Source organism: Blochmannia endosymbiont of Camponotus sp. (genome assembly GCF_023586085.1).
GTDB lineage: Bacteria > Pseudomonadota > Gammaproteobacteria > Enterobacterales > Enterobacteriaceae > Blochmanniella.
In genome coordinates, this window is the sequence record NZ_CP097757.1 from 199,541 (window position 1) to 218,886 (window position 19,346).

Here is a 19,346-nt window from a genome sequence, read left to right on the forward strand (position 1 = left end):
ACAAATATTAAAATAGAAAAATATCTCATGTTAAAAATCATGTTCTTATTAATTTTTAAGAATCTTTTTGATTGTGTAATCCTCTTTTTTCTAACCCTTGATAAATTATTTGTTGTTGAATAATGGTAATTACATTACTTACTATATAATATAATACTAAACCAGATGGGAACCATAAAAAAAATATAGTAAAAATTATTAACATAACAGTCATCATTTTTTTTTGCATCGTGTCAGTAATAGTGGTAGGTGACGTTTTTTGTATAAAAAACATAGTGATTCCCATTATTATTGGCAATATATAACAAGGATCTTGAGCAGATAAATCATGGATCCAGAAGCCAAATTTAGCATGTCTTAATTCTACGGACCCTGATAACATATAATACAAGGCTAAGAATATAGGCATTTGAATTAGTAGAGGTAAACACCCTCCTAATGGGTTTACTTTTTCTTCTTTATATAATGCTATAGTTTTTTGATGATATTGATATTTGTCATGTTTGTATTCTTCTTGTATTGCAAATAATTTAGGTTGCAGCAAACGTATTTTTGCCATAGAAGTGTATTGTGCTTTAGTTAATGGATACATGGTTAGGCGTATAATTAATGTTATGATGATAATAGATATACCCCAATTTTCTATATAGTTGTGAATAAAACTCAATAATTTAAATAATGGTTGAGAAATAAACCACAACCATCCATAGTCGATCATTAAGTCTAAATTTGGAGCTATTGTTTTCATTTTTTCTTGACTTTTTGGTCCCATCCATAATATAGACTTTAATTCGCCTTGCTCTCCTACAGGAATAAATATTGAATCAGATCGAAAACCTATAGAAACACTATCGTTTTTATGATAAGTAGTATAAAAAGTATTACTTCCCTGAGTAAGAGGGATCCAAGCTGTCGCAAAATATTTTTGAGACATTGCTATCCACCCGTTAGAAGTGTGAATATTTAAATTCATATTTTTTATATCTTTGAAGCTATATTTTTGGTATTTTTGTTTATCAGTAGAATATGCCGGTCCTCGATAGGAATATAGAGGAAAATTGTCTCCATTATTGTTATCATCATATGATTTAGGATAATGTATAGATTGCACTAAATTTCCAAACAATTTAACTGTTAATGGATGATCACTCATATTTTTTATGGTATAATATACATGTATAGAATAATCATTCCTGTTAAAAATATAATTCTTAGCGTAAGTGATACCATTGGTAGCATGATGAATTAAAGTGAGTTGTAGTTTATTTTTATTTTTTGGTAGAATAAATAAATTCTGATCTTGTTCAGTAGTGTATAGTAGTTTATTATCGTGAAATGGGGGGTTCGGTATATTTTTAATTATTATCCCACTATTAGTTTGGTATATAAAATCTTGTGAAGTATTTAATAGGGGAAAAGGTTCCTTAGAGTTTATGTTTTTTAAATAATTTGTTAGATATGCCTCTTCGATATCTCCTCCATAAGTGTTTATCTTAAGTAGAAGCACATCTGTTTTTACTGTAATTACATGACTTTTATCGTGCATATATTGTATGTTGTTATTACTTTCTGAGTGAATGAGTGGATATGTGTTGTCATGTATATCAGTTTTTTGAAAATTAGTTCTTTGATGATATTCCGTTTGCCATGTTTGCCACAGTATAAACGACATAATTAAAAAAGCTATCACAAAGAAATTACGTTGCGAGTCCATGTTTATTATGCCCTGAATATGTGAATATGAAGAAGACATAAAATCTTCATTGTTATTTAAAATTAAAGGATGGCATTGTAATATGCGAATACATGTCATCCAACTACCTTGTAGCACTCCAAATTTACGTATTGATTCGATCCCGTATTGAGAACATGTTATTTGAAAACGACAATGATGGCCTAGTATGGGACTGACACTGATTTGGTATCCATGTATCAACCATATTATTATTTTTTCTATTAATACAAATGGTGATACCATAACTTTTCAAGCTCTTTTATCAATGCGTTATTTTTAAAACGAATAATTTCTTTTGAGTTAATAGTTAGCACAAAGTCTTTAGATAATAAATTATGCTGGTTGATACGAAAAGTTTCACGCATGTGTCTTTTAATTCTATTTCGTTCGTAAGCGTGTTTAACATATTTCTTGGACACAGCTAGCCCAATACGGGGATATCCTAGTTGGTTGGGCCTACTAAACAAAGTGATTCCGGTTGTTTTAATACGTTCTGGGTTTTTAAATACAAAAACAAATTCATTTACAGTCAACAGTCGTGCCCGTTTAGGTAAAAATTTTCTATTCATTTAGTTACATTAACAGTTCTATTCAATATCTAAACAGATACAACCAATCGAACACGTCCCTTAGACCTACGTCTTGATAATACTCGACGGCCTTGTCTCGTTGACATTCTTATCCGAAATCCGTGTGTTCTATTGCGTTTTAATATGGAAGGCTGAAAGGTGCGTTTCATATTTAAATTCTTGTATGTTACTTAATAATAAAATATAATTTCTTGATCATTGATTTAGTCATCTTATGCGGAATCAGTCTTTTATGTTATAGGATACTATATAAAAAGTCAAAAACATTTAAAAAATTTATATTGTTATTTTTATAGGTAATGGATTTTGTTAGAATAATGTTAGTAGAAGATAATTAGTTATTTTAACATATGACATATGTCTTAATATCATTATTAATGAGTTTATATTTGTAATTTAATATACTATTATATAGTGTATAATGAACTGTGGTTTCAATGTAAATGATTATTATGTAATTAATTAAAATGTTGTCCAATAAATCTACTATAAATTTTACAATAAGCAGGACGTCTTTGTATCAACCTTTGCAAAAGGTTGTAAGTATTATTAGCGGGCGGCCAAGGATGCCCGTTTTAACTCATGTGTTATTAGAAATTAATGATGATTGTTTATATATTACTGCCACAGATTTAGAAATAGAAATAACAGTTAAAGTGATGTTAGGAGATAAATATCCTGTCGGATCTATTACGGCACCAGGGCGTAAGCTTTTTGAAATTTGTCGTAGTTTACCTGGATTATCAAAAATTTCTATCATGTTAAAAGGTAATAAATTAATTATTTGTTCTGGATATAGCACATTTTCTTTGTCTACTTTTCCTGCATCAGATTTTCCTAAATTAGAAGAATGGGATAATAGAATAAAGTTAATTATATCGCAATCTACTTTGAAAGAAATGATTGAATTAACTCAATTTTCTATGGGTCAGCAAGATGCGCGTTATTACCTAAATGGTATATTTTTTGAAACCAAGGAACATACTTTACGTATTATAGCGACGGATGGACATCGTTTAGCAAGTTGTAAAACCATTGTAGACTCATTGTTACCGTATCAGGCAATTATTATACCTCGTAAAGGAATTGTTGAAATTCTACGTTTATTAAATATTGGAAAAAAATTAGTAAATATTCAAACAAATAATAATAGTATTCGTGTGCAGATGGATAATTATATTTTTACTTCTAAATTGATTGATGCTGTATTTCCAAATTGTCATGATGTTTTTTTAAAACAACCAAAAAACATGTTAGAGGTATCATGTGATATCATGAAACATGCTTTAAAACGTGCAGCAATTCTCTCTAATGAAAAACTTCGTACTGTTCAGTTTGAATTAATCACTAATCAATTAAAAATAACTACACATAATTTTGAATATGAGGCGTCAGAAGAAATTTTAGATGTTTTATATTCAGGCGAAGATATCAAAATATCTTTTAATGTAGATTATTTGATTGATGTGCTTAATGTAATGGTAGGTATACAAATTTTACGGTTTTTTTTTACAAACGAGATATCCAGCGTGCAGATTGAAGGCACGGAGAAACGTTATGACGCAACTTATATTGTTATGCCTGTTCGAGTATAAAACGATTTACAGATTATAAGCTAACATGTATTTTAATATTGAGATGTGTGTTAAATTTTGAGTGTATAGTTAATGGTACAATCACAATAAATAATCTGCATATATAATTATATATTTAAATTTAAAAAATTGCTTAATGTAAATTTGTGTTCATTATTATGTAAATAGGGTACCGGGAGATATGAAAATAGTTATTTATACATTAGATACGCCGCAATTTGTAAAAATAACAATAATTCGATGATGACTATCTTTGATATGTATATTTATGACTATTAATTTATATTATATGTGCATTATGCAGGAATAAGGTCATGTTGAGCGCTTATGATTCTTCAAGTATTAAGATATTAAAGGGATTAGATGCGGTACGAAAACGTCCTGGGATGTATATCGGAGATACTGATGATGGAACAGGATTGCACCACATGGTGTTTGAAGTAGTGGATAATGCTATTGATGAAGCTATTTCGGGTTATTGTCAAAAAATAGTTGTTACAATTCACCAAGATAATTCAGTGTCAGTTCAGGACGATGGACGTGGTATTCCTACAGGTATACATGAGGAAGAAGGAGTATCTGCAGCTGAAGTGATTATGACTGTATTACATGCCGGAGGGAAATTTGATAATAGTAATTATAAAGTGTCAGGAGGATTGCATGGTGTTGGAGTATCGGTGGTAAATGCATTGTCAGAACGGTTAGAATTAGTAATAAAAAGAGATTTTAAAATCTACAAGCAAATGTATCATGAAGGAAAACCACGATCACCTTTAGAAATTATAGGAAATAGCGAACAAAGCGGTACTACAGTACGTTTTTGGCCAAGTCTTAAAATATTTACAAATAAAACTGAATTTCAATATGATATTTTAGCGAGACGTTTTCAAGAATTATCATTTTTGAATTCTGGAATTTCAATTATTTTAAATGATTGCCGTAATAATAAAAAAGAAAATTTCTGTTGCGCAGGTGGAATAGAAGCTTTTGTACAATATTTGAGTATTAATAAAATACCAATTCATCCCAATATATTTCATTGCTTGGGAAACAAAGGAGAAATTAGTATAGAAGTTGCGTTACAATGGAACGATAACTTTCAAGAAAAAATATATTCTTTTACTAATAATATTCCACAGAAGGATGGTGGAACTCATTTAGCAGGGTTAAAAGCTGCCATTACAAGGACGATGCATTTCTATATGGATAAAGAGGGATATAATAGAAAAGTCAAGGTTGTTACTATAGGAGATGACGCTAGAGAAGGATTAGTTGCTATATTATCTATTAAAATACCAGACCCAAAATTTTCTTCTCAAACTAAAGATAAATTAGTTTCATCAGAAGTGAAAACTGCCGTTGAGTCATTAATTTATGAAAAATTGATTGAATTTTTTTTAGAGAATCCGGTAGATTCTAAGAATATAATAAATAAAGTCATAGGAGCAGCTCGTGCTCGAGAAGCAGCACGAAAAATTAGGGATTTGACACGTCGTAAAGGATTATCAGATTTTTCAACACTGCCAGGAAAATTAGCTGATTGTCAAGAAAAAAATCCAGCTTATTCTGAATTATATTTAGTAGAAGGAGATTCTGCTGGTGGTTCTGCAAAGCAAGGTAGAAATCGTAAAAACCAAGCAATTTTACCGCTTAAAGGTAAAATATTGAATGTTGAAAAAGCACGTTTTGATAAAATGTTGACCTCTCAAGAGGTAGTAACATTAATTACCGCACTTGGATGTGGAATTGGTCCAAACGAATATAATCCGGATAAATTACGATATCATAATATTATAGTTATGACGGATGCAGATGTTGATGGAGCTCATATTCGTACTTTGTTATTGACTTTTTTTTATCGTCAGATGCCAGAAATTATTGAAAGAGGACATATATTTATTGCACAACCTCCTTTATATAAAGTACAGCAAGGACATAAGGAACAATACTTTAAAGACGAAGAATCGATGAATAAATATCAAATATCAATGGCAGTAGTTAATGCTCGGTTTTATGTTAATTCTGATGCACCTCCTTTAATAGGAAAAATATTAGAGCAATTGATTTTTGAATATTATTTGATGCGAAAAATAGTTATTCGTATGGAGCGTCAATTCCCAAAGATATTACTTAATAGATTGATTTATCATACAGTTTTATCCGAAGAGCAATGGTATACTTATGAAAGCGTTGAAACATGGATGGAATCCTTAGTTAAATCGTTGCGTCATTTCGAAGAATATGGCAGTAGTTATGATTTTATTATTTTGAAAAATCATGAGCGTGAATATTTCGAGCCGATATTACGTATACGAACATATGGGGTAAATATAGATTATGTATTAAGTATGGATTTTATTAAAAGTCATGAATATAGAAAACTAGTATCTTTTGGAACAAAAATGAATGAATTATGTCTTTCAGATGATGCATATATAGAATATAGGCTGTACCGTAAAAAAGTTTGTTCTTTTGATCAAGCAGTAGAGTGGCTTATGCAAGAATCTAAAAAAGGGTTAATAGTGCAACGTTATAAAGGACTAGGTGAAATGAATCCAGATCAGTTGTGGGAAACAACCATGAACCCTAAAAATAGATGTATGTTGCGTGTCACAATAAAAGATGCGATAAAAGCTGATCATTTATTTACCACACTTATGGGTGATTTAGTTGAACCAAGACGTGCATTTATTGAAGAAAATGCGTTGAAAGCAACAAATATAGATTATTAATGTATATGAGATAAATCTATGCTACACTGTATAACAATATACCATGTTTTTATATTGTTTGTTAACATAAGTTTATTATTGTGTAATTTATATAATTGATATCATAAGAATACATAGTGTTGTGATGTAGATGGTGATGTCAGTATGGCAGATATAAATCATTAAATATTAATATATTTATATTTATAAAATTTAGCAATCATTTTATTAGGAGTATTATAAATGCGAAATTTTGATTTTTCGCCATTATACGGTTCTGTCATTGGATTTGACAGATTGGTTAATTTTTTAGAAATTGGACAGAGTAATGGAAATTATCCACCTTATAATGTTGAATTGGTTAGTGAGCACAAATATTGTATTTCTATTGTAGCAGCTGGTTTTACAAATAGTGAATTGGATATCACGATGCATGATAATATGTTAGTAATAAAAGGAATACATGTTGATTCTCATCAAGATTCTAAAAATTATTTGTATCAAGGTATTACTGAGCATGATTTTGAAAGAAAATTTCAATTATCTGAGCATATCCAAATAACAGGGGCAAATTTGGAATATGGGATTCTTTATATACATTTGGAACGAATATTACCAGATACACTAAAACCAAGACGTATAGAAATTAAATAGTAAAGTAATTATATTTTTTGTTGTATCATTGTATATGAAAAGACCAAAATCAGGTTTTGTGTAGAATTAATGAATTAAAACCTGATTTTGGTTGTCGTTTTCGTTTTGATGCTTGTTAATTATCTAGAATGTATTTTTAGACTTACATATTAAATTAGCTTTTTTAAGCGTAGTTCGATTTTTAAATAAGCATAAAAAATAGGAGCTGCTATTAAACCTTCTAGACCGAATATTGCTTCTAGAAAAAGCATAGAAAGTATCAATTCCCAAGGGTTAGCATTAATTCTGTTTCCAATAATTTCAGCATTCAGAAAATATTCTAATTTATGAATTAGTATCAAATAAACAAACATTATTATCCCAATGCTTAATGAAATAGATAAAGCAGAAATAGTGATCATAATGTTGGAAATAAGATTTCCTATAATTGGTAACATACCTAAAATAAAAGTGATAATAATTAAAGTTTTGCCTAATGGCAAAGATTTTTCAATTAATGGTAACAAAATAAAAATCATAATAGATGTTAATAACGTATTTACTAAAGAAATTTTAATTTGAGCAAAAACAATATTACGAAATGCTTGAGAAAGGTTGTATATACGTTCTGATAGTTGGATAGTAAAATATGTATTATTGGTATGGTTTTGTGTAGATTTAGTACAAGACACCAGGATACCAATTACTAGTCCTATTAGTAAAGTGATAAACCCGTGAAGAAAAGTATGCCCCATATTGCGGATAAGAATTAGGTTCGATTCAATCCAATTAAATATTTGATCTTTTAGTTCTTCAGTAGTATTCGGTAAGAAAGAGGGTAAGAAATCGGGGAGTCTTTTTTTTAAATCAGAAAAAATCCGATTAATCTCAATAGAAATGCTAATCTTATTAATATCTTCTGTAAAAAAATTAGTACAATTAATAATTCCTATAGTTATGATAACAGCAATACTTATTGTGATCAGTATCACAGCAGCCCAACGAGCACGATTGATTCCGACAAAACGTTCAAAGTAAGATGCGGAAGATACTATAATTTCATAAGTTAAAAATCCGGAAAAAAAGCAAGGAAATAAACCTAATGGTATAATAATCATTATACCTGTAAACATTATTATATAAGAAATTATTATGATCGATGTGTCTTGTGAAATCATTTTTTATTTCCTAATAATATATATAAGTATTGGAAACATACAGTTTCTTATCAAGATTTAAAGTAACTTAAAGGTTTTATAATTTTATGTATATTAATTTTTGGATTGTCATATAGCATATTTTCAAAGTTAATTGTAAAATTAACATATTTTAAACAATTTATTGATATTCTTTTAATAAATATTGGATGTGTACACAACAAAAGAAAAGCATATAAATCTTAATAAATATTAAAATATAGATGTTGATATATTTTCATTTCTTATGTGTATAAAAATATGCTTGTTTTTAGTTTAAAAGATTTTTAGTAACATAGTGACAATTATTGTCAGTAAGTATGAATTGTGTTTTCACTGTATAATTGTATCATAAATAATGTTGAAATAATTGATATTATTATAGATATGAAATGTAGAAATTTTTTGAATAGATAAGATAAAATGCACTATAATAACAGCTCAAACACTTTTCAAGGATTAATACAAGCATTAGAAAGTTATTGGAGATGTTGTGGTTGTATCATAGCTCAACCATTAGATATAGAAGTTGGAGCAGCAACTTCACATCCTATTACTTTTTTTAATGCTATTGGCCCAGAACCTGCTGCAGTTGCTTATGTTCAAGTATCTCGTCGTCCTATGGATAGTCGGTATGGCCAAAATCCAAATAGATTGCAGCAATATTATCAGTTTCAAGTGGTTATGAAACCTTCTCCCAAAAATATGCTGCGATTATATTTAGATTCTTTAAAAACACTTGGAATAAATTATATAAAAAATGATGTTTGTTTTATTGAAGATAATTGGGAGAATCCCACTCTTGGAGCGTGGGGTTTGGGTTGGGAAATTTGGTTAAATGGTATGGAAGTAACTCAATTTACTTATTTTCAGCAAATAGGTGGATTGGAATGTAGGCCTGTTACAGGAGAAATAACTTATGGACTAGAGCGGTTAGCTTTGTTCCTACAGGGTGTAAATAATATTTATGATTTAGTTTGGGGGCATAGTGCACTAAGAGCAGTTACATATGGAGATTTGTTTCGTCAAAATGAATTAGAACAATCAGCTTATAATTGCGAACATACGGATATTGAATTTTTGTTTAGAATTTTTAGTCAATATGAAAATGAAGTAGAAAATTTAATTACTATGGCGCAACCATTGGTTATCCCAGCATATGAACGAATTTTAAAAGCGATACATATTTTTAATTTATTAGATGCTAGAAAATTGATTTCTATTACAGAAAGAAAAAATTATATTCTACGTATTCGTAAGTTAGCGAAAATGATAGCAGAAACTTATTACATCTCTCGTAAAAAATTAGGATTCCCTATGTGTATAAAGAAATCATAATGTAACACAAGGATAATAATTTATTATGAAAAAGTATACTTTTTTAGTAGAGGTTGGTACTGAATCGTTGCCATCGAAACTTTTAAAAAAATTGGGAAAAAACTTTTTTTATCAGATTATTAGTGGTTTAAAAAAGAATAATTTTGCTTGTGATCAGGCTAATTGGTTTGCATCTGCATGTCGTTTAGCGGTTAAGGCTAGTATAAGAATGAAAGGAAATCGTTACGATAATACTATATCAATCAATCGAACAGATAATGATAATATATGTAATAAATATGTTAAAAATATATATAATCAAGAAAATTTTATAAAAAATAAAATGAATATTCAGGATAGTACGCAAACTGATAACTTTCAAGAAATATTAAAATATGATGATAATGTAGTAGTATATAAAAATTATGAATATTTGTTCTGTGAAATAATTAGTGCTGCTTTAGAAAAATTAAGTAATTACACAATGATGCGTTGGGGAGATATAGATATTCCATTTGTTAGACCTGTACGAACTATAACTATATTGTTAGATACATATCTTATTAAAGGTTGTTTTTTTGGTATACGAACAAATCGAGTGCTATGTGGCAATAGATTTATGCAAGATGATAAAATTATTCTTGAGCATGCAGATGATTATCCAGATATTTTGACTAAAAACGGTTGGGTAATAGCGGATTATGTTGTACGTAAAAATTTTATACAGTCTGCAGTAGAAAAAGAAGCAAAAAAACTTGGAGGCGTTGTAGATATTCAGAATGATAATTTGTTGGAAGAGGTTACTTCTTTAGTAGAATGGCCTGTAATTCTTTCTGGTAGATTTAATAAGAAATTTTTAGAATTGCCGTATGAAGTAATACTTCATATTATGAGATATGATCAAAGATACTTTTCAGTATATAATGTTATTAATGGTAAGTTGTTGCCATATTTTATTTTTGTAGCAAATACTATTTCAAACAATTATGAACAAATTATTATTGGTCATGAGAATGTAATAACTCCACGTTTAATGGATGCAGAATTTTTCTTAAAAAACGATAATAAATGTCGTTTAGAGGATTATATCCCTAAGTTAAATTCTATTCTATTTCATAGAAAACTTGGTACTTTACGCGATAAAAGTCGGCGTATAGAAGAATTGTCTGGTTGGATAGCTAATCAAATAAATGCAGATATCCAAGAAGCAAAACGCGCTGGATATTTATGTAAGTGCGATCTTATGAGTAATATGGTATTTGAGTTTCCTTCAACTCAGGGTACTATTGGAATGTATTATGCTCGCCGTGACGGAGAATCAGAAAAAATAGCAATAGCACAACAAGAACATTATCAACCACGATTTTCTGAAGATAAATTACCTACAACTTATGTTTCTTGTGCTGTATCTATTGCAGATAAAATAGATACTATATCAGGTATATTTGGGATTAAAGAATTTCCAAAAGGTAATAGAGATCCATTTGCTTTAAAAAGATCTGCTATTGGAGTATTACGTATTCTTATATATAAAAAATTACCGTTAAATTTGTTATCTTTAATACAAAAATCAGTGGAATTATATGGTGAAAAATTGACTAATGCGGTAGTTATTAACGATATTCATAATTTTATGCATAATCGTTTGTTTTCGTGGTATTCCACAAGAGGTTATAGATCAGATATAGTAAGGGCAGTGTTAAGCGTTGAGACTTCTAGTATAGTAGAAGTTAATGCTCGAATAGAAGCGATAACTGATTTTTGTAAATTAAAAAAGGAGGAAAATGTTAAATTAAATTTAGTTTATAAAAGAATATCGAACATTGTGTCAAAAAAAAAAATATCATACAGTGATGATGTCAAATTTTATTTGTTTAAAATGCCAGAAGAAATTAATTTAGCTATGCAGGTAATTTCAGTGGAAAAGAAATTGCAGGAATTATGTACTCAGAATCGTTACTACGATGCATTAGTTGTTATGATAACGATATGTAGCTCAGTAAATAGGTTTTTTGATAATGTTATGATTATGGATAAGAATGAGAATGTACAAATTAATCGGTTAAATTTATTAAATAAAGTAAAAAATTTATTTTTAAAGGTAGCAGATATTTCGTTACTACATCTTTAAGCTTATGTTATATATGTTTGTTATTTTTTGTTGTTTATGTGAAGGTAAGTGCAGATCGAAAATTTCGTATTCAAGCATTTAAACTTATAAACAAAATTTTTAGTATAAGAGCAAATGCTTGAATATATTATAATATTTGATATATTAATGAATGAACAATATTTATACCTGGTTAAATTGTGCAGATACTTCATCCCAGTTAACTACATGCCAAAAAGATTTAACATAATCTAACCGACGATTTTGGTATTTTAAATAGTAAGCGTGTTCCCAGATATCTAATCCAAGAAGTGGGTATCCATTTGTTCCAGAGACATCTGTTCCCATTAACGGGTTATCTTGATTAGCAGTAGATACTATAGATAAAGTATTATATTGTTTTGTTAACCATACCCAACCAGATCCAAAATGACTGATAGCGGTTTTTTCGAAACGATCTTTGAAAGAAGATATGCTTGAAAAATTGTGTTCTATTGCATCTTTTAATGATCCTTGAAGCGTAGTATTTTTTTTAAGTAATTTCCAAAAAAAGCTATGATTGATATGGCCTCCAGCATTGTTACGTAATATAGTTTTTTTTTGATTAGGTAAATTATTTAATTTTTGTATTAATTCTATAATAGATAAATTAGAAAATTCAGGTAAATCGATTAGTGCTGCATTAGCATTATCAATATATGCTTGATGATGTTTTGTATGATGAATTTTCATAGTTTGTTCATCAAAAAATGGTTCTAAAGCATTATATGGATAAGTTAAAGAAGGTAATGTAAAACTCATAATAAAATTTCTCCATGATTACGTAAATATTAGAACAATAATTTAAAAATCAGTAATACTAAAATATATAACAAACAACAATATTGTTTTAGATAATTTATTGATAAGTATAACTTATACAACATTTTTATGTCACTCAGCAATAGAAATATATAATATATTTTTATATATTATTATTAAAAGAGTGCGTTAATGTGATTTTATGATTTAGATGATGCTATTTGTGTTTTTGTTTATAGTTTAAATATTTGATCGATGATGTTATTATTAATTTAGGTTATATTAATAATGTTTTAATTTTCATCTGTTGTGTTTATAGTTGGTAAAAGTAATAAATATTCTATATTATAGAACGGTGAGTGGCGTAGTTTGGTAGCGCAATACGTTCGGGACGTATAGGTCGGAGGTTCAAATCCTTCCTCACCGAGAGGATATAAGTAATAACATATTTTTATTTAATATTTTTGTATCTTTAATAGAATAATTGTGAATGATATTTTTTATTAAAATTATTTAACAGGTAACGATTATTTATCGTATCGGATATATGAAGTCATATATATTTTGATATAGTGCAAAATTTATAAAATTGGGAAACATAGTTATAAGTTCAGGTTTATTGTATGCACAACGATTCATTATTTCATTCTTTTGTATTGCCTCTATTTTCTTCCATTGATCCAAAATATATAAAAGAATCGATACAACAGGTTTTGACTAATTGCTATAACACGGTAGATCAAGTTGTATCAAAAGAAAATATAACTTGGGATACGTTATACTATCCATTAATGATCGCAGAAAATGAATTGCAACGTACTTGGTCTCCGATAGCACATTTAAATTCTGTAAAACATAACTTAGAATTACGCAAAGTTTACGAAGAAAGCTTATTACTTATATCTGAATATAAAAATTGGGTCGATCAGCATTATGGTTTATATAAATCTTATCAGTTATTGCAAAATGGGGACTCGTATCAGCAATTAAGTATAATACAAAAAAAAGTTATAAATAATATTTTATGTAATTTTAGATTATCGGGAGTTGATTTATCTCTGAATCAAAAAAAGAAATGTATCCGCATAACTTCTAGGCTGTCACGGTTGAGTTTAAGTTATGCTAATAATGTATTTGATGCAACATTAGGTTGGAGTAAGTTAATTACTGAAAAGAAGGTACTATCTGGCATACCAGAAGGTAGATTAGAGAATGCTCGTTTAGAAGCACAAGCTCATGGAGAAAAAGGATGGTTATTTACGTTACAATATCCTAGTTATTCTTCAGTTATTTTATATTGTGATACCCAAGTGCTTAGAGAAGAATTATATTGGGCTTTTAATACTCGTGCTTCTGATCAAGGACCTAATAGCGGAAGGTGGGATAATACTATAATAATGGATGAGATTTTGGCATTACGTCATGAATTAGCGCAAATATTAGGATTTAATAATTATCTTGAAAAATCTTTAATGAAAAGAATGATACAAAATCCAGAACAAGCGTTTAATTTTCTTACAAGTTTATCTACTCAAATATGTCATAACGAATATAAGGAATTTTTAGAAATTAAAAATTTTGCTAAAACACAATATTCCTGTGTATCTTTAAATCCGTGGGATCTTGCATATTATAGAGAGAAACGAAAACAATATCTTTTTTCTATTATTCCTGAAGAGTTACGTTATTATTTTCCTGAAAAAAAAGTGCTTCATGGCATGTTTTTAGTAGTGAATCGTATTTATGGAATTTTTATTAAAGAACGTTGTAATGTGGAAACATGGCATCCTGATGTACGGTTTTTTGATATTTTTGATGATGAAAATAAATGGATGGGAGGATTTTATTTAGATCTCTATCTTAGAAAAGATAAACGTGAAGGCGCTTGGATGGACGAATTAGTAGGTATGATGTATCGAAAAGACGCCATTAGTCAAAAACCTATTGCATACTTAACTTGTAATTTTAGCCGTTTAGACGATAAAAAATCGTCATGTTTGTTGACACATAACGATGTAATTACTTTATTTCATGAATTTGGACATGTATTGCATCATGTTATGACACGCATCGATGTTCCGGAAATATCTGGAATTAATGGAGTACCTTGGGATGCAGTAGAATTACCTAGTCAATTCATGGAAAAATTTTGTTGGGAACCTGATGTGTTACGATTAATTTCTTCGCATTATCAAACAAAAGAACCATTACCTGATTGTGTAATAAATAATTTATTAAAAATAAAAACATATCAATCATCGTCTTACCTTTTACGTCAGGTGATATACGGATTGTTTGATTTACGAGTACACTATGAATATGTTCCAGGAGAACGAGGAAATGCATTAAAAGTATTTAATGAAGTAGTAAAAAAAATATCGACACATAATTTTCCAAAAAATTGGGAGCGGTTTCCTCACTCTTTTATTCATATTTTTTCTGACGATTATGGGGCAGGGTATTATAGTTATTTATGGGCAGATATGCTAGCATCCAATATTTGGTATCGTTTTAAAAAATCAGGTATTCTTAGTCCAGAAATAGGAAAAATATTTCTTAATAATATTATTGCATTAGGAGGAGTTATTGATTTGAAACAATGTCTTATTGAATTCTGTGAAAGTGCAGTGACAATTGAATCTATGTTACGATACTATAAGGTTTCTGTATCTGCAGATAATAATAATTTGTTGATGCAACTATAATTTATTACTCATACAATATGGTTTTAATATATTGATATACTTTAAATTAAGTATAATAAATTGTTTTGTGTAAGTTTTTGTTATTGTTAATATGCAAAAATTTTTGTTTTTAAGGTGATGTGTTATTAATTTTAAATTATTTATCATAAAAGTCATCAGGGTATAGATTTATAAATGTATTGTATTTACTTTAGTTGTATACAAAGTTTGTATGGTTATGCCTAGATGATTAGGTTAAGGTGTCACATAGTTTAATAAAACATATTAATTAAATTTAAAATAATAGTATGACTCACAACAATCATCAAAAATTTTATCATATTTGTTTAGTTTATATTTGAATGTATTTATGTAACAACTTTAATGTAACCCAATAAAAACTCCCACTTAATATGATAGAAACAGGTAGGGTCAACGACCAAGTTATTAATATATTGTTTATTGTTTTTCTTTGTACCCCCCAGCCACGCATTAGCATGCTTCCCGTGATAGATGAAGATAATACATGAGTGGTAGACACTGGCATGCCAGCATAACTTGCTGTGCCTATAGATATAGCCGTTGTCAGTTGTGCTGATAGGCCTTGTGCGTAAGTCATTTCCTTTTTTCCTATTTTTTCACCAATAGTGATAGCAACTCGTTTCCAGCCAATTATTGTACCTAAAGATAATGACAGTGCAACAGCTAAAATAATCCAAGTCGGGGCGTATTCAATTGTATTCAGTAAATGTTCTTTTAAATGATTAAGAAAATTTTTGTTATTATAAGAAGTTTCTGGAAGTGCTACTATTTGATCTAAAATATCTACTATATAGATCAGTAGTTGCCTCATTTGAGAACGTTGTTCTACATTTAGTTGCGCATAATTATCTAAATTTTCAAGCAGTAATGAAGCGTTATGAATAATAGTAAGGGTTAACGATAGATCATGGAAAATTTTTTTTACTTGTATTTCTGTGTCTGTAGCAGATAAACATTGATTAAAATATGTTGTGTTATTGTTTTTTATAAAAATTTGTATAGAATCTGTGATGGAAGGTACAACAATTTTTAATTGATTTAGTGCTATTGATATAGGTATAGATGTTATTTCTGATGGAATGATAGTTTTAAAATTATTGCAGTGTTGAGTGTAATATTCATAGAAATTATTGACTGCATTTCGCGTACGATAGATATCATGACTACTAGCATTCATATTAAGCAAAAAACTTTCTGGAACTACTCCTATCAGTAGTAACATAATTAGGCCAATCCCCTTTTGTCCATCGTTTGCTCCGTGAGAAAAACTAACTCCAGCTGCGGATAAAATTAGTACAACACGAGTCCATAATGATGGCTGAGATCTTCCATATTCTTGTGTTTGTTGAGTTGGGGTTATATGAATATTTTTATGTTTTTTGCCATCATTCCAATATCGACACAATATCAACATCATTATTCTAGCTAATGTTACACCTATTATTGGTGATATTATTAATGATAAAAAAATATTAATTAATTGTGGGATATTCAATCCTTGCATCATTGGACAATGTGTAATTATTGAATGAACTAATCCGATTCCAATTAGTGTGCCGATTAGAGTGTGAGAACTGGAAGTAGGTAATCTGAAGTACCATGTTCCTAAATTCCATAGTATGGCTGCAAATAGCATGGAAAAAATCATAGCCAGAATATGATTAGGATTGGTATTTGTAAAGAAATATATAGGAAGTAAATGAATAATTGTATATGCAACACTTAAACCACTTAGTATGACTCCTAAAAAATTAAATATTCCTGACATTAATACTGCGCTATGAGAACGTAGTGCGCAAGTATAAATTACGGTCACCACAGAATTAGCAGTATCATGAAAACCATTAATAGCTTCATAAATGAATACGAGAATTAATGCAAGAATCAACATAATTCTAATATGTATTTCTAAGTTAAAGAGAAAATGTGACATAAGAAAATACGCCATTATTAAAATGATAAAATTCGTATTATCTATGAGAATCTATGTAGAAAAAATTATATTTTTTATAGTGATCATATATAAAATGATATATTGTGTTGTCGAATGATCATTCTTTTATAAAAAAGTTTCATATTAGTTTCCTATTGTATGTAACATGATATTTATTGGTGTAATAAATTTGCAAACGGATACATATAGTAGTATGTATAATTACTCATTAAATATAAGCGAAATGAACGGTTTTCATATCATTACGCATGCTATTATAAAGATATTAGTGCTTGATAGTGTTATGAATATAGAATAATAATTATATTATTTACCAATTTTATGTCAAATAGGCTATTTTTTATTAAAAAGTGTTACAATTTAGCACAGTTGATGCGTATTAATCAACCTATTGGATTTTTTCTATTGCTTTGGCCTACTTTATGGGGGTTATGGTTATCGAATAGGGGTATGCCTGACTATATTATTTTGATAGTATTCGTTACTGGTGTATTATGTATGCGTTCTGCAGGTTGTATAATCAATGATTATGTTGATTGTGATATCGATAGCCGTGTTCAGCGCACTAAAGAACGTCCTTTGTCATCTGGGGTGATCACAAAAAAAGAAGCATTAACAGTTTTATTAATATTGCTCATTGTTGCATTAGCACTGGTTTTAATTTTTAATTTTATTACTATATTTTTATCTTTAGTAGCGCTTATATTATCTGGAATATATCCTTATCTTAAGAGATATATTTATCTCCCCCAATTAATGTTAGGAATATTATTTAGTTGGCCTATTTTAATGACTTTTACTGTAATTAATCATCCTGTAAGTAGTACTGCGTGGTTGTTATTTACGATGAATACCATATGGACAATAGTGTATGATACACAATATGCTATGATAGATAGAGAAGATGATAAATATATTGGTATAAAATCGTCTGCTGTATTATTTGGGAACATGGATAAATTTATCATAGGAATATTTCAGTTCATTATTGTATTTATATTGGGAATTATCGGGTGGAAGGAACGATTTACTGTATTATTTTATTTTTTTTCATTATTTGGGGTCACCATAATATTTGTATGGCAACAATTTTTGATTAATGAAAGAAAACGAACTAAATGTTTTAAAGCTTTTTTAAGTAATAATTATATAGGTGCATTAATATTTATAGGGATTTCTGCAAATTTTTGCTTCTTTGGAGAAGAATGAGTGATTACACTTGATAATATATGGAATATGTTTGTATGTAAAGTGTAAATAATATGTGCTATAAAAATAAAATTTTTTATCACATTATTCATTGATCTTTAGTTAACTTTTATAGTCGCATCTGTGATTGCGACTATAAAAGTTAACTAAAGATCAACATTTGTTATTATTTACAATTCTTATGTATTTATGTAATATTTATTATATTAATTGTATATCAACAATTAGGATCTAAAATATGAATGTAATTGAATATTAATACACTTTGTACATAGTCCGTGTGCTTCAATAACGTTATTAAACATAGTAAATCCTGTAATTTTAGCCATGTTTTGCAAAATTTCTTCAATACCCTTTGTTGTTTGTTCGGTAACTTGTTTGCAGCTATTACAGATAAAAAAAGCAAAATTATGTGACAGCTCAAAAAAATAATGACATAACATAAAACTGTTAGTAGATTCAATACGATGAATAAATCCTTGTTCTAACAAAAAGTTTAAAGCTCGATAAATAGTAGACGGTTTTGCATGGGGGAGTGAAGATTGTCGAAGCAAATGTAGTAAATTATAAGCACTGATAGCTCCATTGTATTGAGATATTAATCGTAATACTGCTAATCGTTGCGGTGTTAAACGCACACATCGTTGTTCGCATAATTTTTTAATTTGAGTTAATATTTTTTGGACATTAGTATTCATACTGTTCCTTGGTTTATTAATTATATGGGCGCATGTTGCTATTAGCTACAGGAGGTACAAAATCAAGATAT

At 28.7% G+C, this 19,346-nt stretch carries 14 protein-coding genes and 1 tRNA gene; 8 read left to right on the forward strand and 7 right to left on the reverse strand.

Annotated features, from left to right (window positions below):
- Positions 1 to 55 precede the first annotated feature (55 nt).
- Genes yidC through rpmH form a run of 3 tightly spaced genes read right to left on the reverse strand, consistent with a single transcriptional unit; the run spans position 56 to position 2,474 of the window.
- Positions 56 to 1,978: a membrane protein insertase YidC gene (gene yidC / locus M9400_RS00820; RefSeq protein ID WP_250232546.1), complete on the reverse strand. Its 1,923-nt coding sequence runs from the start codon at positions 1,976 to 1,978 to the stop codon at positions 56 to 58.
- Complete coding sequence (gene rnpA / locus M9400_RS00825) at positions 1,957 to 2,304, reverse strand: ribonuclease P protein component (RefSeq protein WP_250232547.1); 348 nt, start codon at positions 2,302 to 2,304, stop codon at positions 1,957 to 1,959. Before rnpA ends, yidC begins: the two co-directional genes overlap by 22 nt.
- Before the next feature lie 29 nt (positions 2,305 to 2,333).
- Positions 2,334 to 2,474: a 50S ribosomal protein L34 gene (gene rpmH, locus M9400_RS00830; protein ID WP_250232548.1), complete on the reverse strand. Its 141-nt coding sequence runs from the start codon at positions 2,472 to 2,474 to the stop codon at positions 2,334 to 2,336.
- A 318-nt stretch (positions 2,475 to 2,792) separates the two neighbouring features.
- Between rpmH and dnaN the strand changes: the two genes are divergently transcribed.
- The 3 genes from dnaN (at position 2,793) to M9400_RS00845 (ending at position 7,285) form a co-directional block, all read left to right on the forward strand.
- Positions 2,793 to 3,920: a DNA polymerase III subunit beta gene (dnaN, locus tag M9400_RS00835; protein WP_250232549.1), complete on the forward strand. Its 1,128-nt coding sequence runs from the start codon at positions 2,793 to 2,795 to the stop codon at positions 3,918 to 3,920.
- 314 nt (positions 3,921 to 4,234) lie between these two features.
- On the forward strand, positions 4,235 to 6,652 hold the full coding sequence (gene gyrB, locus M9400_RS00840; RefSeq protein ID WP_250232550.1) for a DNA topoisomerase (ATP-hydrolyzing) subunit B: 2,418 nt from the start codon (positions 4,235 to 4,237) through the stop codon (positions 6,650 to 6,652).
- Between the two features lie 222 nt (positions 6,653 to 6,874).
- Positions 6,875 to 7,285 carry an Hsp20 family protein gene (locus M9400_RS00845; protein ID WP_250232551.1) on the forward strand — a complete coding sequence of 137 codons (411 nt, stop codon included), beginning with the start codon at positions 6,875 to 6,877 and terminating at the stop codon, positions 7,283 to 7,285.
- A 149-nt stretch (positions 7,286 to 7,434) separates the two neighbouring features.
- Here the strand turns inward: M9400_RS00845 and M9400_RS00850 are convergent, their stop codons facing one another.
- The gene (locus tag M9400_RS00850) at positions 7,435 to 8,442 is read right to left on the reverse strand and encodes an AI-2E family transporter (RefSeq protein ID WP_250232552.1); all 1,008 of its coding nucleotides are present in this window, start codon (positions 8,440 to 8,442) and stop codon (positions 7,435 to 7,437) included.
- A 441-nt stretch (positions 8,443 to 8,883) separates the two neighbouring features.
- Here M9400_RS00850 and glyQ point away from each other — a divergent pair, with 441 nt between their 5' ends.
- The gene (gene glyQ, locus M9400_RS00855) at positions 8,884 to 9,798 is read left to right on the forward strand and encodes a glycine--tRNA ligase subunit alpha (protein ID WP_250232553.1); all 915 of its coding nucleotides are present in this window, start codon (positions 8,884 to 8,886) and stop codon (positions 9,796 to 9,798) included.
- Positions 9,799 to 9,823: 25 nt separating this feature from the next.
- Complete coding sequence (glyS, locus tag M9400_RS00860) at positions 9,824 to 11,908, forward strand: glycine--tRNA ligase subunit beta (protein WP_250232554.1); 2,085 nt, start codon at positions 9,824 to 9,826, stop codon at positions 11,906 to 11,908.
- 162 nt (positions 11,909 to 12,070) lie between these two features.
- On the opposite strand, the gene M9400_RS00865 is transcribed toward glyS, so the two are convergent.
- Positions 12,071 to 12,688 (reverse strand): Fe-Mn family superoxide dismutase, encoded by a 618-nt coding sequence (locus M9400_RS00865; protein ID WP_250232555.1) that lies wholly within the window; start codon positions 12,686 to 12,688, stop codon positions 12,071 to 12,073.
- A gap of 353 nt (positions 12,689 to 13,041) precedes the next feature.
- Between M9400_RS00865 and M9400_RS00870 the strand changes: the two genes are divergently transcribed.
- Both M9400_RS00870 and M9400_RS00875 read left to right on the forward strand, forming a co-directional pair.
- Positions 13,042 to 13,115 (forward strand) — tRNA-Pro (locus M9400_RS00870).
- A gap of 196 nt (positions 13,116 to 13,311) precedes the next feature.
- Positions 13,312 to 15,393, forward strand: coding sequence for a M3 family metallopeptidase (locus M9400_RS00875; protein WP_250232556.1), 2,082 nt, complete (start codon positions 13,312 to 13,314; stop codon positions 15,391 to 15,393).
- A gap of 331 nt (positions 15,394 to 15,724) precedes the next feature.
- On the opposite strand, the gene M9400_RS00880 is transcribed toward M9400_RS00875, so the two are convergent.
- Entirely contained in the window at positions 15,725 to 17,347 is a 1,623-nt protein-coding gene (locus M9400_RS00880; RefSeq protein ID WP_250232557.1) for an inorganic phosphate transporter, read from the reverse strand.
- Positions 17,348 to 17,689: 342 nt separating this feature from the next.
- On the opposite strand from M9400_RS00880, the gene ubiA reads away from it, so the two are divergent.
- Positions 17,690 to 18,577, forward strand: coding sequence for a 4-hydroxybenzoate octaprenyltransferase (gene ubiA, locus M9400_RS00885; RefSeq protein ID WP_250232558.1), 888 nt, complete (start codon positions 17,690 to 17,692; stop codon positions 18,575 to 18,577).
- Positions 18,578 to 18,801: 224 nt separating this feature from the next.
- On the opposite strand, the gene zur is transcribed toward ubiA, so the two are convergent.
- Entirely contained in the window at positions 18,802 to 19,275 is a 474-nt protein-coding gene (zur, locus tag M9400_RS00890) for a zinc uptake transcriptional repressor Zur (RefSeq protein ID WP_250232559.1), read from the reverse strand.
- Between the last annotated feature and the right edge of the window lie 71 nt (positions 19,276 to 19,346).

Excerpts from the sequence above, each read along its gene's own strand:
- yidC (WP_250232546.1), bottom strand. The coding sequence starts at position 1,978 with ATGGTATCACCATTTGTATTAATAGAAAAAATAATAATATGGTTGATA.
- rnpA (WP_250232547.1), bottom strand. The coding sequence starts at position 2,304 with ATGAATAGAAAATTTTTACCTAAACGGGCACGACTGTTGACTGTAAAT.
- rpmH (WP_250232548.1), bottom strand. The coding sequence starts at position 2,474 with ATGAAACGCACCTTTCAGCCTTCCATATTAAAACGCAATAGAACACAC.
- dnaN (WP_250232549.1), top strand. The coding sequence starts at position 2,793 with ATGTTGTCCAATAAATCTACTATAAATTTTACAATAAGCAGGACGTCT.
- gyrB (WP_250232550.1), top strand. The coding sequence starts at position 4,235 with ATGTTGAGCGCTTATGATTCTTCAAGTATTAAGATATTAAAGGGATTA.
- M9400_RS00845 (WP_250232551.1), top strand. The coding sequence starts at position 6,875 with ATGCGAAATTTTGATTTTTCGCCATTATACGGTTCTGTCATTGGATTT.
- M9400_RS00850 (WP_250232552.1), bottom strand. The coding sequence starts at position 8,442 with ATGATTTCACAAGACACATCGATCATAATAATTTCTTATATAATAATG.
- glyQ (WP_250232553.1), top strand. The coding sequence starts at position 8,884 with ATGCACTATAATAACAGCTCAAACACTTTTCAAGGATTAATACAAGCA.
- glyS (WP_250232554.1), top strand. The coding sequence starts at position 9,824 with ATGAAAAAGTATACTTTTTTAGTAGAGGTTGGTACTGAATCGTTGCCA.
- M9400_RS00865 (WP_250232555.1), bottom strand. The coding sequence starts at position 12,688 with ATGAGTTTTACATTACCTTCTTTAACTTATCCATATAATGCTTTAGAA.
- M9400_RS00875 (WP_250232556.1), top strand. The coding sequence starts at position 13,312 with ATGCACAACGATTCATTATTTCATTCTTTTGTATTGCCTCTATTTTCT.
- M9400_RS00880 (WP_250232557.1), bottom strand. The coding sequence starts at position 17,347 with ATGTCACATTTTCTCTTTAACTTAGAAATACATATTAGAATTATGTTG.
- ubiA (WP_250232558.1), top strand. The coding sequence starts at position 17,690 with ATGTCAAATAGGCTATTTTTTATTAAAAAGTGTTACAATTTAGCACAG.
- zur (WP_250232559.1), bottom strand. The coding sequence starts at position 19,275 with ATGAATACTAATGTCCAAAAAATATTAACTCAAATTAAAAAATTATGC.